Source organism: Xanthomonas sp. F4 (assembly GCF_011761895.1).
In genome coordinates, this window is sequence record NZ_JAASQX010000004.1 from 71,181 (window position 1) to 87,185 (window position 16,005).

General features: G+C 70.4%; 18 protein-coding genes. 11 read left to right on the forward strand and 7 right to left on the reverse strand.

Going from position 1 to position 16,005, the window contains the following annotated elements; genetic code table 11:
- Positions 1-7 precede the first annotated feature (7 nt).
- From ntrC to FHR66_RS14510, 3 genes are all read left to right on the forward strand, one after another.
- Positions 8-1,438, forward strand: a complete 1,431-nt coding sequence (ntrC, locus tag FHR66_RS14500; RefSeq protein ID WP_160964684.1) for a nitrogen regulation protein NR(I) — start codon at positions 8-10, stop codon at positions 1,436-1,438.
- A gap of 246 nt (positions 1,439-1,684) precedes the next feature.
- Positions 1,685-2,260, forward strand: coding sequence for a superoxide dismutase family protein (locus FHR66_RS14505; RefSeq protein WP_160964682.1), 576 nt, complete (start codon positions 1,685-1,687; stop codon positions 2,258-2,260).
- 79 nt (positions 2,261-2,339) lie between these two features.
- Positions 2,340-2,966, forward strand: coding sequence for a superoxide dismutase family protein (locus FHR66_RS14510; RefSeq protein WP_160964680.1), 627 nt, complete (start codon positions 2,340-2,342; stop codon positions 2,964-2,966).
- A gap of 141 nt (positions 2,967-3,107) precedes the next feature.
- Here FHR66_RS14510 and FHR66_RS14515 read toward each other — a convergent pair whose 3' ends face one another.
- Both FHR66_RS14515 and FHR66_RS14520 read right to left on the reverse strand, forming a co-directional pair.
- Positions 3,108-3,674 carry an NADAR family protein gene (locus FHR66_RS14515; RefSeq protein ID WP_160964678.1) on the reverse strand — a complete coding sequence of 189 codons (567 nt, stop codon included), beginning with the start codon at positions 3,672-3,674 and terminating at the stop codon, positions 3,108-3,110.
- Between the two features lie 240 nt (positions 3,675-3,914).
- Positions 3,915-4,802: a hypothetical protein gene (locus FHR66_RS14520; RefSeq protein ID WP_160964676.1), complete on the reverse strand. Its 888-nt coding sequence runs from the start codon at positions 4,800-4,802 to the stop codon at positions 3,915-3,917.
- 106 nt (positions 4,803-4,908) lie between these two features.
- Between FHR66_RS14520 and FHR66_RS14525 the strand changes: the two genes are divergently transcribed.
- Together FHR66_RS14525 and FHR66_RS14530 are read left to right on the forward strand one after the other, a co-directional pair.
- Positions 4,909-6,189 (forward strand): acetyl-CoA C-acetyltransferase, encoded by a 1,281-nt coding sequence (locus FHR66_RS14525; protein WP_160964674.1) that lies wholly within the window; start codon positions 4,909-4,911, stop codon positions 6,187-6,189.
- Positions 6,190-6,377: 188 nt separating this feature from the next.
- Positions 6,378-6,947: a hypothetical protein gene (locus FHR66_RS14530; protein WP_160964672.1), complete on the forward strand. Its 570-nt coding sequence runs from the start codon at positions 6,378-6,380 to the stop codon at positions 6,945-6,947.
- 426 nt (positions 6,948-7,373) lie between these two features.
- On the opposite strand, the gene FHR66_RS14535 is transcribed toward FHR66_RS14530, so the two are convergent.
- From FHR66_RS14535 to FHR66_RS14545, 3 genes are all read right to left on the reverse strand, one after another.
- Entirely contained in the window at positions 7,374-8,642 is a 1,269-nt protein-coding gene (locus tag FHR66_RS14535; RefSeq protein ID WP_160964670.1) for a heme biosynthesis HemY N-terminal domain-containing protein, read from the reverse strand.
- A complete protein-coding gene (locus tag FHR66_RS14540) occupies positions 8,639-9,619 on the reverse strand; it encodes a uroporphyrinogen-III C-methyltransferase (RefSeq protein ID WP_160964668.1) in 981 nt (326 codons plus the stop codon). Before FHR66_RS14540 ends, FHR66_RS14535 begins: the two co-directional genes overlap by 4 nt.
- Before the next feature lie 112 nt (positions 9,620-9,731).
- Complete coding sequence (locus FHR66_RS14545) at positions 9,732-10,505, reverse strand: uroporphyrinogen-III synthase (protein WP_456361765.1); 774 nt, start codon at positions 10,503-10,505, stop codon at positions 9,732-9,734.
- A 42-nt stretch (positions 10,506-10,547) separates the two neighbouring features.
- On the opposite strand from FHR66_RS14545, the gene FHR66_RS14550 reads away from it, so the two are divergent.
- The 5 genes from FHR66_RS14550 (at position 10,548) to FHR66_RS14570 (ending at position 13,619) form a co-directional block, all read left to right on the forward strand.
- Entirely contained in the window at positions 10,548-11,018 is a 471-nt protein-coding gene (locus FHR66_RS14550; RefSeq protein WP_160964664.1) for a YiiD C-terminal domain-containing protein, read from the forward strand.
- A gap of 45 nt (positions 11,019-11,063) precedes the next feature.
- Positions 11,064-11,483: a hypothetical protein gene (locus FHR66_RS14555; RefSeq protein ID WP_167087895.1), complete on the forward strand. Its 420-nt coding sequence runs from the start codon at positions 11,064-11,066 to the stop codon at positions 11,481-11,483.
- Positions 11,484-11,536: 53 nt separating this feature from the next.
- Entirely contained in the window at positions 11,537-11,971 is a 435-nt protein-coding gene (locus FHR66_RS14560) for a rhodanese-like domain-containing protein (RefSeq protein WP_019797227.1), read from the forward strand.
- Between the two features lie 85 nt (positions 11,972-12,056).
- The gene (secB, locus tag FHR66_RS14565; protein WP_017907745.1) at positions 12,057-12,575 is read left to right on the forward strand and encodes a protein-export chaperone SecB; all 519 of its coding nucleotides are present in this window, start codon (positions 12,057-12,059) and stop codon (positions 12,573-12,575) included.
- An 18-nt stretch (positions 12,576-12,593) separates the two neighbouring features.
- Positions 12,594-13,619, forward strand: coding sequence for an NAD(P)H-dependent glycerol-3-phosphate dehydrogenase (locus tag FHR66_RS14570; protein WP_160964660.1), 1,026 nt, complete (start codon positions 12,594-12,596; stop codon positions 13,617-13,619).
- A 179-nt stretch (positions 13,620-13,798) separates the two neighbouring features.
- On the opposite strand, the gene FHR66_RS14575 is transcribed toward FHR66_RS14570, so the two are convergent.
- Complete coding sequence (locus FHR66_RS14575; protein WP_048490709.1) at positions 13,799-14,371, reverse strand: OmpO family porin; 573 nt, start codon at positions 14,369-14,371, stop codon at positions 13,799-13,801.
- A gap of 247 nt (positions 14,372-14,618) precedes the next feature.
- Positions 14,619-15,215, reverse strand: a complete 597-nt coding sequence (locus FHR66_RS14580; protein ID WP_326520380.1) for a TetR/AcrR family transcriptional regulator — start codon at positions 15,213-15,215, stop codon at positions 14,619-14,621.
- 94 nt (positions 15,216-15,309) lie between these two features.
- On the opposite strand from FHR66_RS14580, the gene FHR66_RS14585 reads away from it, so the two are divergent.
- Positions 15,310-15,999: a DUF1349 domain-containing protein gene (locus FHR66_RS14585; protein ID WP_160964658.1), complete on the forward strand. Its 690-nt coding sequence runs from the start codon at positions 15,310-15,312 to the stop codon at positions 15,997-15,999.
- The last annotated feature ends 6 nt before the right edge of the window (positions 16,000-16,005 follow it).

Sequence of the window (16,005 nt, forward strand, 5' to 3'; positions counted from 1 at the left end):
CACTGCGATGACCGATTCCCTGCAAGGAACGCAACGTATCTGGGTGGTCGACGACGACCGTTCGGTGCGCTTCGTGTTGTCCACCGCGCTGCGCGACGCCGGCTACAGCGTCGACGGCTTCGACAGCGCCGCCGCCGCGCTGCAGGCGCTGGCGCAGCGGCCCATGCCCGACCTGCTGTTCACCGACGTGCGCATGCCCGGCGACGATGGCCTGGTGCTGCTGGACAAGCTCAAGGCCGCGCATCCGCAACTGCCGGTGATCGTCATGTCCGCCTACACCGACGTGGCCAGCACCGCCGGCGCGTTCCGCGGCGGCGCCCACGAGTTCCTGTCCAAGCCGTTCGACCTGGACGATGCGGTGGCGCTGGCCGCGCGTGCGCTGCCCGATGCCGGCAGTGCCATCGCCGCGACGCCGGCGGTGGTGCCGGCCGGGCAGGGCAGCGCCGAACTGATCGGCGACACCCCGGCGATGCGCGCGCTGTTCCGCGCGATCGGCCGGCTGGCGCAGGCGCCGCTGTCGGTGCTGATCAACGGCGAGACCGGTACCGGCAAGGAACTGGTCGCGCATGCCCTGCACACCGAGTCGCCGCGCGCGCGCAAGCCGTTCGTCGCGCTCAACACCGCCGCGATTCCGGCCGAACTGCTGGAGAGCGAACTGTTCGGCCACGAGGCCGGCGCCTTCACCGGCGCCCAGCGCCGCCACATCGGCCGTTTCGAGCAGGCCGACGGCGGCACCCTGTTCCTCGACGAGATCGGCGACATGCCGTTGCCGCTGCAGACCCGGCTGCTGCGCGTGCTGGCCGAGAACGAATTCTTCCGCGTCGGCGGCCGCGAACTGATCCGGGTCGACGTGCGGGTCATCGCCGCCACCCACCAGGACCTGGAGGCGCTGGTCGAACAGGGCCGCTTCCGCGCCGACCTGCTGCATCGCCTGGACGTGGTGCGGTTGCAGTTGCCGCCGTTGCGCGAGCGCCGCGCCGACGTGCCGCAACTGGCCGAGAACTTCCTGGCGATGGCCGCGCGCAAGCTCGACACCCCGCCCAAGCGGCTGGCGCCAGCGGCGCTGGACGCGCTGCGCGCCTATCCGTGGCCGGGCAACGTGCGCGAACTGGAGAACGTGTGCTGGCGCCTGGCCGCGCTGGCGCCGGCGGAGATCATCGATGCCGGCGACGTCGAGGCCGCCCTGCTGCGCGGCGGCCGCCGCGAGCGCAGCGGCGACGGCGGCGAGTGGGACACGCAGTTGTCGGCCTGGGCGCAGCAGCGCCTGTCCGACGGCGCCGAGGGCCTGCACGCCGAAGCCCGCGAACGCTTCGACAAGGCGCTGCTGGAAGTGGCGCTGCGCTTCACCCAGGGCCGCCGCGCCGAGGCCGCCGCCCGCCTGGGCGTGGGCCGCAACACCGTCACCCGCAAGTTGGGGCCTGGGCGGCGCCGGCGCTGAGGATCGGGATTGGGAATTGGGGATTGGGGATTCGCAAAAGCGGGCGCCATGCAGCTCGGTGCACTGCCCTGTCACGCCATGCCGCAGCAAGCGTTCCATGCAGCGGGACGCACCCGCCCGCACAGCGGACATCGCCGTTGCGAATCCCCAATCCCCAATCCCGCCGATTAGACTGCGCCCCGTGCGCCTTCATGAGGTCTGCACGGCTGCCCCTCTAGTTTCGCCCTGACACAGGAGTCGATGTCGATGCGTTATGGATTGCCCCTCGCCGCGAGCGCCTTGTTGATGCTGGCCGCGTGCAGCAGCGCGCCACCCAAGGCGCCGCCACCGCCGCCCAAGGCGACGCCGTTGCCCATCGCCGGTACGGTGCAGCAGGCGCAGGCTGTGCTGGCGCCTGCCTCCGGCAGCCTGGTCAGCGGCAAGCTGTCGCTGGTCGCGGCCCCGGGTGGCGTGCGCATCACCGGCACGCTCGGCGGCCTGCAGCCCAACCGCAGCTTCGCCTTCCACGTGCACGAGCGCGGCGATTGCAGCGCGGCCGATGCCAGCAGCGCCGGCGGCCACTTCAATCCGCTCGGGGCACCGCATGGCCGCGCCGGCAACGGCCCGCACCACGCCGGCGACATGGACAACCTCAACGCCAATGCCGATGGCACCGCGCAGATCGACGCGCTGCTGCATGGCGTGGTGCTCGGCGGCGGCGCGGCCAACGACATCGTCGGCCGCGCGCTGGTGGCGCATGCCGATCCGGACGACTACCGCAGCCAACCGGCCGGCAACGCCGGCGCACGCGTGGCCTGCGGCGTGATTCGCCCGCTGCGCTGACATCGCTTCGATACTGCCGCCCGGGTCCGCCTGGGAGGTCCGTCCGCATCCTGCGGCTCTGCAACGAAGGAGAACCCCCGTGCGTCGTACCCTTCCCAGTCTGTTGTTCCTGGCCACCACCCTGGCGCTGAGCGCCTGCAAGCGCGAAGAGCCGGCAACCACGCCAGCGGCGACCCCCGAACCCGCTGCCGCCCCCGCGGCGAGCGCACCGCCGGCCACGTCCAATGCCACCGGCAGCGCCAGCGCCTCGCTCAGCCCGACCCAGGGCAACGAAGTGGCCGGCGAGGTCAAGTTCACCACCGTCGACGGCGCCGTGCACGTCACCGGCACCATCACCGGGCTCAAGCCCAACAGCGAGCACGGCTTCCACATCCACGAGTTCGGCGATTGCAGCGCGCCCGACGGCAGCAGCGCCGGCGGCCACTTCAATCCGGCCAAGACCGAGCACGGCCAGGTCGGCAGCGATCCGCACCACGGCGGCGACATGCCGAACCTCAAGGCCGATGCCGAGGGCAAGGCGACCATCGATGCGGCGGTGTCCAACAACGTCAACATCGGCAAGGGCGATGGTTTCGACATCCTCAACCACGCGGTGATCGTCCACGCCGACCCGGACGACTACAAGAGCCAGCCCACCGGCAACGCCGGCGGCCGTCTGGCCTGCGGCGTGATCAAGGGCGACGCCGCGGCTGCGCCGGCGCAGTAAGCAACCGCTGGATGGTCACGATGCCGGCGTCCGCGTGTGCGGGCGCCGGTATCCCCGGGCATTGGATGTCGACCTGCCTCAACGCCGCTGGGCAATCGGCGGCGCGGCGGGCCGCGTCTTTGTGTCGCAGCAGCGCCGCGATCAGTGATGACCTGATTCCGCCAGCTGCTGGCGAACCTGCATCAGGGCGAAGCCCAGTAGATTCTCGCCCTGCCACGTCCTCGGGTCGGCTGCGCGCGGGTCGTCCGCGGCCAGGCCGATGCCCCAGATCCGGTCGACCGGGCTGGCTTCGACCAACACGTGATCCCCGGTCCCGAGCAGGAAGGCTTTCAGCGCCGCATGTTGACCGAACTTGCCCAGGTTGCCCTCGATGACCAACTGCATGCGGGCGTCGCGCCAGGTCGGTTCATCGAAACCGTGGATCTCCCGCCCGATCGCCTTTGCTTCCTTTGGGTGGGATGCGGCCAGAATGCGGGCGCAGGCTGCGTGATCGCCGAATAGCCGCGCCTTCCCGGCCATCATGTAGTGCTCGGCCGTCGGGTAGGACACCGAATCGAGCACGAAGGGCGCCTCGAACCATTGGCTGAAGCAACTGCGGTCGATGGCGCCGGCCTGCTTCGGCGTGTGCCCCCAGAAGTAGACGCACGTGAGGTGTTCGCCCGCCTGCTGGCGTTCGCACAGCGTTTCCACGGTCAGTACGTTGTGCATGGATGTTCTCGCTAAGAATCAGGCACGGGTACACCGCGACAACGCCGCAGTGCTCAGACAATGCCACGGATGATGCGACATGCCGATGTCCGCACACATCTGGCCATGTCGCCATGTCGCCATGTCGGCTGTAGCTGGACCGGGATCGTCGTGTCGACGTAGCGCGTGTCCGCTCGAAGGGCAGGTCGGTCCGCGTGCTCCGGCCGGGCGGTGCACGTCCCGGCGCCACGCCAACGCGGCTCAGGCCGCCAACAGCGCCTGCTTCGCGTCCTGCCCGCTCTCGCAGTGCACGTACAGCACCGGCAGGCCGTGGGCCTCCAGCACCGCGGCCAGTTGCCGCTGCCGGGCCAGATACTGCTCGTAGACGCGCTGCAGGCGTTCGCAATCCTGGCGGTCGTAGGCGTAGTGCGCGCACCAACTGGCCGGATCGAACAGGGCCATGCGCACCTCGCCGCCGCGGTAGCGCAGCAGCGGCTCGGGCGGGGCCTGCAGCCATTCTTCCTGGTCCGGCGCCAGCAGTGCAGTCTCGATCAACGGCCACAGCGGCGCCAGGCCCTGATTGTCGTACTGCATCGACATCATCGCCGCCAGGTCGTTGCCTGTCAGGTAGCGGGCGTGCTCGACCTGCGCGCCAAAGCCCTGCTGCGCTAGCAGCGCGGTGTCGGCCTGGGCCATGCCCTGCGCCAGCAGCACCTCCTCCAGCGCCGCGGCCACCGCCTGCACGGTGTCGTCGGGGCCGCTGAGCAGGAAGGGCACGATCCGCAGCGCGCCGCCGCGCAGACCGGCGTCGGCCTGGAATGGCAGCGGCACACTGCCGTCGGCATCGGTGCCGAAGGCCAGCAGGCGCGGGCCATCGGCGCGGCCTGGCGCACGAGCGCTGAGTTCTTCCAGGCGCCGGTGCAGCGGCCAGCCCGGTCGCAATGCTTCGGCCGGGTCGAAATGCGCGCCGGCCAGGCTCAGCTCCAGATCGCGCACCGCCGGCACCAGCTGCGCCAGGTCGCGGCCGACCTTCTCGGCCAGCTCGGCGGCCTGGGTGTGCGGCAGCGCCGGATGCGCCGGTTCGCGCCCGGAGGACAATTCCAGGGCGATGACCCCGCGGGCATGGCTGTTGGCGAAGGCTTCGGTCATGGGGATTGGCGGTTGGCCCGTCGCGGGCGCATAGCTACACTCGCTTCATTATGCCTGCGCTAACGTGCAGGCCATGTCCCCGACTCCCCTCGCGCGAGGTAATCCCATGCCAGCAGCCCGTCCCGTCGCCATTCTCGGCGGCGTCCGCATTCCGTTTTGCCGGCAGAACACGGCGTATGCGGATGTCGGGAACCTCGGCATGTCGGTGCGCACGCTGGGCGCGCTGGTCGAGCGTTACGGCTTGCATGGGCAGCAGCTTGGCGAAGTGGCGATGGGTGCGGTGATCAAGCATTCCAGCGACTGGAACCTGGGCCGCGAGGCCGCGCTGTCCTCCGGGCTGTCGCCGCTGACCCCGGGCATCACCCTGCAGCGCGCCTGCGGCACCAGCCTGGACAGCATCATCACCGTGGCCAACAAGATCGCGCTGGGGCAGATCGAGTCGGGCATCGGCGGCGGCTCGGACACCACCTCCGAAGTGCCGATCGTCTACGGCAAGAAGCTGCGCGCGCGGCTGCTGGCGGCCAACCGCGCCAAGAGCGCGGGCGACAAGCTGCGCGCGCTGACCCGCGGCTTCAAGTTCGCCGAGCTCAAGCCCGAGTTCCCCGGGGTGGCCGAGCCGCGCACCGGCAAGAGCATGGGCGACCACTGCGAGGACATGGCCAAGCAGTGGAACATCTCCCGCGATTCGCAGGACGCCTGGGCGGTGTCCTCGCACCACAAGCTGGCCGCCGCCTACGAGCGCGGCTTCTTCGCCGACCTGATCGCGCCGTTCCGCGGCGTGGAGCGCGACAACATCCTGCGCGCGGACACCTCGCTGGAGAAGCTGGCCACGCTGAAGCCGGCGTTCGACAAGATCAGCGGCCGCGGCACCCTGACCGCGGCCAATTCGACCCCGCTGACCGACGGTGCCGCCGCGGTGCTGCTGGCCTCGGAAGAATGGGCGCAGGCGCATGGCCACGTGCCGATGGCCTATCTGCGCGATGCGCAGGTGTCGGCGGTGGATTTCGTGCACGGCGAAGGCCTGCTGATGGCCCCGACCGTGGCCGTGCCGGAGATGCTCAAGCGCCATGGCCTGCGCCTGCAGGACTTCGACATCTACGAGATCCACGAAGCTTTTGCCGCGCAGGTGCTGTGCACGTTGCGCGCCTGGGAGAGCGAGGATTACTGCCGCACCCGGCTGGGCCTGGATGCGCCGCTGGGGCAGATCGACCCGGCCAAGATCAATCCGGTGGGCTCGTCGCTGGCCACTGGCCACCCCTTTGCCGCCACCGGCGCGCGCATCGTCGGCACCGTCGCCAAGCAGTTGGTCGAACGCGGCGGTGGCCGCGCGCTGATCTCGATCTGCACCGCCGGCGGCATGGGCGTGGTGGCGATCGTCGAACGCTGAGCGCGTCCGCGGGCCGTGCGTGAGCATGCGCCCGTGCTCGTCCCACGCGCCGGCCTCGGCCGCCGGCCACTCCTGGCGCCGTCCGATCGAAGGCGCTCATGGCGTGCATCGGCCGCGCTACCATGCCCGCCGATTCGTCCGCGCCACGCGGGCGACACGGCGCGCAGGGGGCGCAGGGGGCGCAGGCCATGACCGAGCAGGGCAGTTTCAATCCATACCAGGCGCCAAGCGTCGCCACCTCGTCCAGCCTGCCGCCGCCGCTGCCGGGCGAGACGCTATGGCGCGACGGCAACGAACTGCTGTGCCTGCGCGACGCGCCGTTCCCGCCGCATTGCGTGAAGTGCGGGGTGGCGCTACGCAACGACGAGCTGAAGAAGCGCACCTTCTACTGGCACGCGCCAGGCTGGTACGCACTGATCCTGGTGAGCATCCTGGTCTATGCGATTGCGGCGTTGGTCGCGCGCAAGCGCAGCAGCCACGTGCTGGGGATGTGCGCGGAGCATCGCCGCCGGCGCAACCGGTTCATCCTGTTGAGCGCCGCTGCCTTCCTGGTGGGTCCGGTGCTGGGATTCGCCGTCGGCGACGAGGGCGGGTTCTGGCTGGGAGGCGCCGTGTTCCTGGTGATGCTGATCTGGGGCATGTTCGGCGCACGCATCCTGGTGCCACGGCGCATGGACGAGCGCTATGCGCGCTACAAGGGCTTGGCACCCGCGTTCCTGGCGCGCCTGCCGGCACTGCCGCCGGCCTTGCGGCGCTGAGCGAGCGGACGCGGGCAGTCGGCCGGTCCCATCGGGTGCTATACGGCTTCTGGCCCGGATGATCGAGGCGCGGCGGCCATGGCCACACGCCGTTAACCTTGCATCCTGCCGCGCTCCTGGGGTCGTTGCAGTTGCGCGTCGGTCCCGGAGCGATGCAGGTGTGCCGCCGCGTCTGGTGGCATCCAGCACGCGTTTTCGCCAGCGACCAGCAGGACGCGCCGGGGGTCTTGTAAGAGCGGCTTCAGCCGCGACGGGCTCTACCAGGAACGCCCGTCGCGCTAAGCAGCACATCGCATGCTGCTTGAGTGTGGCAAAGCAGGTGATCAGGGGCGCCCTTTCGCCACGGCGGGCATTCCAGATCGTACGCCTCGTGGCTGATCCCGAAGGGACGAGCGCGCCGCTCCTACGCTAGCGGTCGTACCGGACTCAGCCTTCCAGCCGCGGGAACCCATGGTCGTCGCGGCGTTCCGTGCTGTCCGGATCCGCCGCGATCGGGGTCACCAGGGCGACCGGCTCGGGTAGCGGCTGGGCGGGTTCGCCGCGCTGCACGCGCAGCGCATTGGCGTAGCAGCGCTGCGCCGCGAGCATGTCGCCGGCGTCGGCATAGCCGTCGCCGAACACTTCCCAGGCCTCGGCACCGGCGCCGAGCGCCAGCGCGCGATGCAGGAATTCCTCGGCCTGCGGCCACTGCTGCTGGTGGCGGGCCAGGCGCGCCAGGGTCAGCAGCAGCGCCGGGCTATCCGGATGCGCCTGCAGCCAGCGCTGCGCACTGGCGCGACGCGAATCGTACTTCTCCACCGGCAGGCGTCCGTACAGCGCGGCCAGGCCTTCGTCCCAGCGCGTGTCCAGCGCCTGCTCCAGGCTGCGCAGCGCCGCATCGTCCCAGCGCAGCGCCGCCGCGCGCACCGCATAGGCGGCGACCACCGCAGGCTCGCTGCGCAGCGACTTGGGCAGGCTTTCCCAGCGTTCGGCCAGGGCGTTGGCGTCGCCGGCCTGGTCCAGCGAGGCCGCGGCCAGACGCGTTTCCAGCGTGGCGATCGCCTCCAGCGGCAAGGCCTGCTGCTGGCGGATCGCGCCGAGCTGGCCGTAGGCCTCGCCGGCGCGGCCGATGCGGGTCAGCGCCTCGGTGCGCAGCAACAGCCCGCGCGGTGGCAGCGGCTGTGCCGCGGCCACGTCCAGCGCATTGATCGCATCGACCGGACGCTGTTGCTCCAGGTGCAGTTCGGCCTGCAACAGTGCATGCGCGGCGGCATCGCGTTCGCCCAGGCGCCGCAGATGGCGCTCGGTCGCCTCGCGGTCGCCACGCGCATCGGCCGCGCGCACCGCGGCGATCAGGGCGATGGCGGTGACCTCCGGGTCCTCGGCGGCAGCGTTGAGTTGCTTCTCGGCCCGCGTCCACTGGCCGGCGTGGGCGGCGGCCAGGCCATCGAGCAGGCGCGCGCGCGACTGCTTGCGGCGGCGCCGACCCCAGGCGCGGAACGGGAAGCTGAGCACGTTCCACACCAGCCACAGCGCCAGGAACGCGATCACCAGCAGCAGCGAGGCCTGTGGGAGCGAGGCGATGTAATCGGTGCCGCCGACGCGCACGATCACCTCGCCCAACTGGCGCACCTGGTCCTGCCCCAGCCATTGCGCACCGATCACGCCCAGCGCGATGACGATCAACAGCACGATCAGGGAACGGAGGGATTTCATGACGGGCTCCTTGCGTCGCGCATCGCGCGCAACTGCTGCAGGGTGGTTCCCAATTCGGGAATGGTCGGGCGCAGATCGGCGTTGGCCAGAGTGCGTAGCGCGGCGCGGCGTTCGCGCAGTTGCGGCGACTCCGGCCACAGCCGCGACAGCCAGCGCCCGGCGCCGGCCAGTGCGCTGCGATAGCCGCGCGTGTCGCCGCGTTCCAGCGCCGCGCGCGCCAGGGTCAGGTCCAGCTGCAGCGCATCGTGGGCAGCAACTCGCTCCGAGCTGGCGATCAACACGCCGCCCTGCGAGGGGCGGATCTTCACCAGCGGCGCCAGCACGCGCTGCCACAGCGGCTGTTGGGCGTTTTCCGGCAATTGCGTCGGCAGGGCGGCAAGGCTGGCAGAGAAGGCATCCAGTTGCGCCGCCAGGCGCGCCTGCGGCCCATCGCCCAGCGCGTCCAGGGCGGTGCGTTCCTGCAGCAGCGCCTGGCGCAGGTTGAGGAATTGCGGATCGTCGATGCCGTCCAGCACACCGCTGGCCAGGGCGTAGGCACGGCGCGCACCGGCCGCGTCGCCGGCCAGCAGCAGCCGCTGCTGGCCCTGGTTGAGCAGCAACTCGACCTCGTCCAGGCGCAGCGCCTGCGCACCGTGGCGGTTGGAGTCGGCAAGCTTGGCGACATTGGCCTCCAGCAGCGCGCTGCGCTGGCTCAGGCCGAGCATCTCATCGCGCAGCACGCGGTTGGTGCTGGCAGCGTCCTGCAGACGCTGCACGGTGGCGCGCTGGTCGCGGCGCAGGCTGTCCTGGGCCTGCTGCAAGGCCTGCAGTTGCTGCTGCAGGTCCGATTGCTGGGCCAGTTCGCGCGCGCTGCGCGCCTGCCACCAGTCCCAGCCACGCCAGCCGGCGAACGCCAACGCGGCCAGCGTGGCGAGTACCAGCAGCAACCAGATCCAGCGTGTGGAACGGCGAGGCGTGATCGGGATTTCGTCGGTCATCGGCAGCGTCCTGAGGGCCGTCGCCCGTCGCGAGCAAGGCGGCGGTCGGCGCGGCACCGCCGGAGCATGGCGTGATCGGCACCGCGGCCGCAACCCGGGCGCAGGTCCGCGTTCAGCGAGGTGGCAAGCGCGTTACGATCGCTGCCGCGGCGGCCACCAGTTGCTGCGGCATCGGGCCGGCCGCCTGCGCGACGTCGACGAATCCCAGGTCCGCCGCCAGGGTCGCCAGGCGCGCGCTGGCCGCGATCACCGGCCGCGCGCGCCAGGCCTTCGCCAGGTCCTCGGGCAACTGCGCCAGCACCTGTTGCAGCGCCTCGCCGCTGCTCAAGGCCAGCACCCCGGGCGGCGCCGCACGCAGGCGGGCCAGGTCGGCCGGGCGCAGTTGCACCGGTTCGCGGACATAGACGTCGGCGCGCAGCAGCGGGGTGCCGCGCGCCTGCAGATGCGCGGCGATCAGGCCGCGGCCGCCGGGGGCGGTGATCAGTCCCACCGGCAGGTCGCGCGCGGCCAGTGCCGGCAGCGCCAGCAGGCCGTCGCTGTCCATCCGCGCCGGCGTCGCCACCTCGGCGATGCCGTGCTGGCGCAGCGCGCGCGCCGTGCCGGCACCCACCGCCAGCCAGCACTGGCCTGGACGTGCCGCCAGCGGCTGCAGCGCCGCTGCCGCGCGCACCGCCGCCGGGCTGCTGACGATGACCCGCGGCGCGTCCAGCGCCGCGGCCAGGGCCGCACGGGTGGCGGGATCGGCGCGCGCCCGCAGCTGCCACGGCGACACCGCCAGCACGCGTCCGCCGCAGCGCGCCGCCGCCCGCCGCAGCGGCGCGTGCTCGCCCTGCGGGCGCAGCGAGATCAGGGTCCAGGTCGGGGCGGCGGTTGCATGCGCGCTCATGCCAGGCATTATGCGAGCCCCCACCGGCAGCACAATCGCACCATGGCAGCGGATCTTTCCTTCGAGGCGTTCCTGCAGCAGTTGCAGCGGCAGTTCCAGGCCATGCCGCCGGTGGCCGCACTGCAGGTCGCCGTGCACGGCTATGCCGACCAGCGCCTGCAGCTGGTCGCACCGCTGGCGGCCAACATCAACGACAAGGGCAACGCTTTCGGCGGCAGCCTGGGCTCGGTGATGACCCTGGCCGGCTGGGGGCTGGTCAACTGCGAACTGCACCGGGCCGGCCTGCAGGCCGACGTCTATGTCGCCGACAGCCAGGTGCGCTATCTGGCGCCGCTGTACGCCGATCTGCACGCCCAGGCCAATGCCGACCCCGAGGGCGACTGGGACGTGTTCGTGAACACCTTCCGCCAGCGCGGCCGTGCCCGCATCGGCATCCAGGCCCAGGTCGGTGTCCCCGGCGAGGCGGCGGCAGCGACCCTGAGCGGTCGCTTCGTGGCCATCGCCAAGGGGTAGGATGCGCGGATCGCGCGCCCCGCGCGCCGCCACCTGGACGCCACCATGCCTTCGATGTTCCGCGCCCTCGCGCTGCTGTTGCTGCTGGGCTGGACCGGCGCGGCCGTGGCCGGCAGCCGCGCGCAACAGCGCAAGCTCGACGACCTGCAGACCGCTTACGCCGCCGCGGTCCGCTGGAGCGAGTTCGAAACCGCCTGGCAGGTCGTGGATCCGGCCTACCGCCAGGCGCACCCGCTGACCGACCTGCAACTGGAGCGCTACCGGCAGATCCAGGTCTCCTCCTACAAGGTCGGCGGCGCCGCGGTGGGCGACGGCGAGGCGCTGCGCGAGATCGAACTGGGCGTGATCAACCGCAATACCCAGGCCGAACGCATCGTCCGCTACCGCGAGCGCTGGCGCTGGGATCCCGAGGTCAAGACCTGGTGGCTGCAGGACGGCCTGCCGGACCTGTGGAACGGCCAGTAGCGCGGTCGCCGAGCTGTGCGACAATCGGCGCCCGCTTCCCGCCCCCGAGTCCCGTGAACTTCGAAGAACTGCTGGCCTTCGCCGGCCGCAACCCGATGCTGGCCCTGGCCCTGGTGGGCCTCACCATCGCCCTGATCGTCACCGAAGTGGCGCGCCTGTTCCGTGGCTACAAGAGCCTGCGGCCGGCCGAGCTGACCCGCCTAATCAACGCCGGCAACGCGGTGCTGGTCGACCTGTCGGCCTCGGCCGATTTCGAGAAGGGTCACATTGCCGGCAGCCGCAATGCCACCGCCAGCCAGTTCGGCCCCGAGCACAAGCTGGTGGCCAACGCCAAGGCGCAGCCGGTGGTCTTGGTCTGCCGCACCGGCACCACTGCCGACGGCGCCGCCAAGCAGTTGAAGAAGGCCGGCTTCGAGCAGGTCTACGTGCTGGAGGGCGGCATCGCCGCCTGGCAGCAGGCCGAGCTGCCGCTGGTCAAGGGCCGCTGAGACCGCGTCCGGCCGGACCCGAGGGTCGCGGCCGGCGTGTGATAATCCCGTTTCTTTCTGTCACCGAATCCACCGGAGTCACGCAATGTCCGACCTCACCAACAACGGCGCCGCGGCGCCGGCCGACGCCGCGGCCGGCCCCGCTTTCACCATCGAGAAGATCTACGTCAAGGACGTGTCCTTCGAGTCCCCCAACGCGCCGTCGGTGTTCAACGACAACGCCCAGCCGGAACTGCAGCTCAACCTCAACCAGCGCGTGCAGCAGCTGAACGAGCAGGCCTTCGAAGTCGTGCTGGCCGTGACCCTGACCTGCACCGCCGGCGGCAAGACCGCCTACGTGGCCGAAGTGCAGCAGGCCGGCGTGTTCGGCCTGGTCGGCCTGGACCCGCAGGCGGTGGACGTGCTGCTCGGCACCCAGTGCCCGAGCATCCTGTTCCCGTACGTGCGTTCGCTGGTCAGCGACCTGATCCAGGCCGGCGGCTTCCCGCCGTTCTTCCTGCAGCCAATCAACTTCGAGGCCCTGTACGCCGAGACCCTGCGCCAGCGCGCGCAGCAGGGCGAAGGCCAGTCGCTGGCCGATTCGGAGCCGGCCGGCAACGCCTGAGCGCGTTCGCCGTTGCGCATGCGCGATAACGCCAAGAAGAAGATCGCCGTCCTCGGCGCCGGGTCCTGGGGCACGGCGCTGGCGTCGCTCACCGCGCGGCACGGGTATCCGACCGTGCTGTGGGGCCGCGATGCCGTGATCGCCGAGGCCATCGAGCAGCGCCACGAGAACCCGCGCTATCTGCCGGGGATCGCGCTGCCGGAGGGCCTGCAGGCCACCACCGACCTGGCGGCGGCCATCGACGGCGCCGACTGGATCCTGGTCGTGGTGCCGTCGCATGCGTTCACCGAGACCCTGCGCCAGCTGGCGCCGCTGCGCCCGTCACCAGCCGGCGTGGCCTGGGCGACCAAGGGTTTCGAGCCCGGGTCGGGGCGTTTCCTGCACGAAGTGGCGCAGGAGATCCTCGGCGAGGCGGTGCCGCTGGCGGTGGTCACCGGCCCGTCCTTCGCCAAGGAAGTGGCCCTGGACCTGCCGACCGCGGTGACCGTGCACGGCGATGCCGCGTTCGCGCAGCAGGTTGCCGACGCGATGCACGGCCCGACCTTCCGCGCCTATACCGGCGACGACATGGTCGGCGCCGAGCTGGGCGGGGCGATGAAGAACGTGCTGGCGGTGGCCACCGGCGTGGCCGACGGCATGGAGCTGGGCCTCAATGCCCGTGCCGGCCTGATCACCCGTGGCCTCAACGAGATGCTGCGGCTGGCCGCGGCGATCGGCGCCAAGCCTGAAACCCTGATGGGCCTGGCCGGACTCGGCGACCTGGTGCTCACCTGTACCGGCGACCTGTCGCGCAACCGCCGGCTGGGTCTGGCGCTGGGGCGTGGGCAGCCGCTGCAGGAGGCGGTGCGTGCGATCGGGCAGGTGGTCGAGTCGGTGCAGACCGCCGACGAGGTGATGCGCCAGGCCGAGCGCCACGGCATCGATCTGCCGATCTCCAATGCGGTGCGCGCGGTCCTGCACGGCGAACTGACCCCGGCGGTCGGCCTGCAGCAGTTGCTGGCGCGCGAACAGAAGCCCGAGTACCCGACCACCCTGTTCAGTTGATCCGGCCCACTGCCGGAAACGAAAACGCCCGGCCTGGCCGGGCGTTTGCGTATCTGCACGCCAGCGCGTAATGGACGACGGCCGGATCGACAGGCAAAAAAAAGCCCGGTCGTGGGACCGGGCTTTCCGAACCGCGCGCGGCGGGAGAGAGAGACGACGCGCGCAGCGCTAGGCAACGCTTACCAGCTGAAGCGCGGGCCGACGAACCATTCCTTGTCGCCGTTGCGGTCCATCTTCAGGTCGGCGCTCAGGCCCCAGTTCTGGTTCAGCTTGGCCTGGGCACCCAGACGGCCGTAGAACTCGCCTTCCGGATTGATGCCGTCCTTCTTCAGGTAGTCCTCGTAACCACCCAGGACATAGACTTCCAGGTACGGGTTGAACGCGGTGCGGATACCCGCTTCGGCGCTCCAGCCGTTGAACTTGGTGCCGTATTCCGGGGCGAAACGGTTGTAGGCCACGCGGGTCACCAGGTCGGTGCTGGTCGCGATCTCGTGGTTGTAGCCGGCGCCGACGCGCCACTGGTCGACGCGCACGTCGCCGAAGTCGGTCTTCTGGCGGTTGAAGTCGCCGAACACGCTGAAGTTCGGGTGGAACGCGTAGGAACCCTTCACCGCCCAACCGTCGGCGTCGCCGCCGTTGGCGTCGGTCTTGACGTAGCCGGCTTCGGCGTAGTTGTAGGAAAGGCCTTCGGCAGCCGAAGCGGCGAACGGCAGGGTGGCCAGGAGGCCGAGAGCAAGCAGAGAGGTCTTCATAATCGGGTACCTTCGTTATTGGTTGTCGGCGCTGAGGCGTGGGGCCGTTCGCTGCCGATATGTAAATTATCCGTTAGCGACCCGAACTCGCCCTGAATCCCAAACTAACTAGTGCATAAATTAAACGCCCCGTTCAGGCGGGTGAGGTGCATTGTTTGGGCGGGCATCCGGTTCTTTCAGAACAACGAAGTCCTGATTCGGGCGTGCCATCGCCGGCTGCAACGCGCTTTGCTCCCGCGACCACTCTTTACAGCGCGGCGAGCTTCTCGATCGCATCGTGCACCCGCCGTCTGTCCATGGGCACGACCGAGCGGTGGATCGTCGCGCCTTCGATGAAGGCGTCGATGGCGGCGGATGCCGTAGCGGAGAAATGCGTTTCTAGGGCCGCCCGGCTCCTGGCCATCCACTGCTGCATGATCGCGGTCATCTCCGGATGCCGGCGGGCGAAGGCATACAGCTCGTAGCTCAGCAGCAGCACGCGTGGGGACGCCGTCCCCTCGGCGAAGATGATGTTCACCACCGCCTCGCAGGCCTGCGCGTGGTTCTGCGCGGCGCGGATTTCGGCGGCGAAGTCGGTGGACACGTCCTGGGAGAAACGGGTGAACGCGGCCACCAGCAGCGCGTGCATCGAACCGAAGTAATACGTGGTGGCGCTGAGCGGAACGCCGGCTGCCTCGGCGACCTTGCGGAACGTGGTGCCCGCGACGCCGTGCTCCAGGATCACCCGCAGCGCGGCCTGCTCGATCGCTTCCTTCCGGTGCGGATCCTGGCGCCAGGTCCTGCCGCTCATGCCTGTCCAACGCTGTTTCGACGAAGGTCGATGATCGCAGTTCGCGGTTGACACCTCAATTGGAACGGATGTACAAATTCGCCAATGAGGTCGACGAAGACCATCGCAGCGATGGCGCCTCCGAAGCAGCGACGTGAGGAGCAGGACGATGGCGAATTCCGGAGAGAGGGACGTGGATATCGGCCGCCGGGCGACCTTGGGCGGCCTCGCCGCCGGTGGCGTCGTGCTGGCCACCGGGGCGCGCGCGGTGGCGCCTTCCGGTTGGGAGGCGGGCACCTGGCTCAATGCACCGAAGGTCCATCGGATCCTGCCCGGCGGCGTGCTCGAGGTCGTCACCGACAAGGGCAGCGACTTCTGGCGCGAAACCCACTACGGGTTCACCCGCGACAGCGGGCACTTCCTCGGCATCGCCGCGCCCGCGCGCTTCACCTGCCAGCTCCGCGTCCGCGGAAAATTCGAGCAGCTCTACGATCAGGCCGGCCTCATGGTCCGAGTCGACGAGCGGCGTTGGGTGAAGGCCGGTATCGAACTGAGCGATGGACGGCCGATGCTCAGCAGCGTGTTGACCGACGGCCGCTCGGACTGGGCCACCGGCCCGTACGAAGCGGACGCATCGGACTTCTGGATGCGCGCCACGGTGGACCAGGGGGTGCTGCGCCTGCAGGTCTCCCGCGACGCGAAGTACTGGCCGCTGGTGCGGTTGTGTCCGTTCCCGGTTGCGTCCTCTTACCTCGTCGGCCCGATGACCTGCACGCCGGAGCGCGAGGGATTGATCGTCCGCTTCTCCGACTGGAGCCTGGGACCGGTGCTGGGCAAGGATCTGCACGATCTCTCCTGACGCCTC

What these genes read in the sequence shown, in the direction of transcription:
- ntrC (WP_160964684.1), top strand. Translation starts at nt 8, where the DNA reads ATGACCGATTCCCTGCAAGGAACGCAACGTATCTGGGTGGTCGACGAC.
- FHR66_RS14505 (WP_160964682.1), top strand. Translation starts at nt 1,685, where the DNA reads ATGCGTTATGGATTGCCCCTCGCCGCGAGCGCCTTGTTGATGCTGGCC.
- FHR66_RS14515 (WP_160964678.1), bottom strand. Translation starts at nt 3,674, where the DNA reads ATGCACAACGTACTGACCGTGGAAACGCTGTGCGAACGCCAGCAGGCG.
- FHR66_RS14520 (WP_160964676.1), bottom strand. Translation starts at nt 4,802, where the DNA reads ATGACCGAAGCCTTCGCCAACAGCCATGCCCGCGGGGTCATCGCCCTG.
- FHR66_RS14525 (WP_160964674.1), top strand. Translation starts at nt 4,909, where the DNA reads ATGCCAGCAGCCCGTCCCGTCGCCATTCTCGGCGGCGTCCGCATTCCG.
- FHR66_RS14530 (WP_160964672.1), top strand. Translation starts at nt 6,378, where the DNA reads ATGACCGAGCAGGGCAGTTTCAATCCATACCAGGCGCCAAGCGTCGCC.
- FHR66_RS14535 (WP_160964670.1), bottom strand. Translation starts at nt 8,642, where the DNA reads ATGAAATCCCTCCGTTCCCTGATCGTGCTGTTGATCGTCATCGCGCTG.
- FHR66_RS14540 (WP_160964668.1), bottom strand. Translation starts at nt 9,619, where the DNA reads ATGACCGACGAAATCCCGATCACGCCTCGCCGTTCCACACGCTGGATC.
- FHR66_RS14545 (WP_456361765.1), bottom strand. Translation starts at nt 10,505, where the DNA reads ATGAGCGCGCATGCAACCGCCGCCCCGACCTGGACCCTGATCTCGCTG.
- FHR66_RS14550 (WP_160964664.1), top strand. Translation starts at nt 10,548, where the DNA reads ATGGCAGCGGATCTTTCCTTCGAGGCGTTCCTGCAGCAGTTGCAGCGG.
- FHR66_RS14555 (WP_167087895.1), top strand. Translation starts at nt 11,064, where the DNA reads ATGCCTTCGATGTTCCGCGCCCTCGCGCTGCTGTTGCTGCTGGGCTGG.
- secB (WP_017907745.1), top strand. Translation starts at nt 12,057, where the DNA reads ATGTCCGACCTCACCAACAACGGCGCCGCGGCGCCGGCCGACGCCGCG.
- FHR66_RS14570 (WP_160964660.1), top strand. Translation starts at nt 12,594, where the DNA reads ATGCGCGATAACGCCAAGAAGAAGATCGCCGTCCTCGGCGCCGGGTCC.
- FHR66_RS14575 (WP_048490709.1), bottom strand. Translation starts at nt 14,371, where the DNA reads ATGAAGACCTCTCTGCTTGCTCTCGGCCTCCTGGCCACCCTGCCGTTC.
- FHR66_RS14585 (WP_160964658.1), top strand. Translation starts at nt 15,310, where the DNA reads ATGGCGAATTCCGGAGAGAGGGACGTGGATATCGGCCGCCGGGCGACC.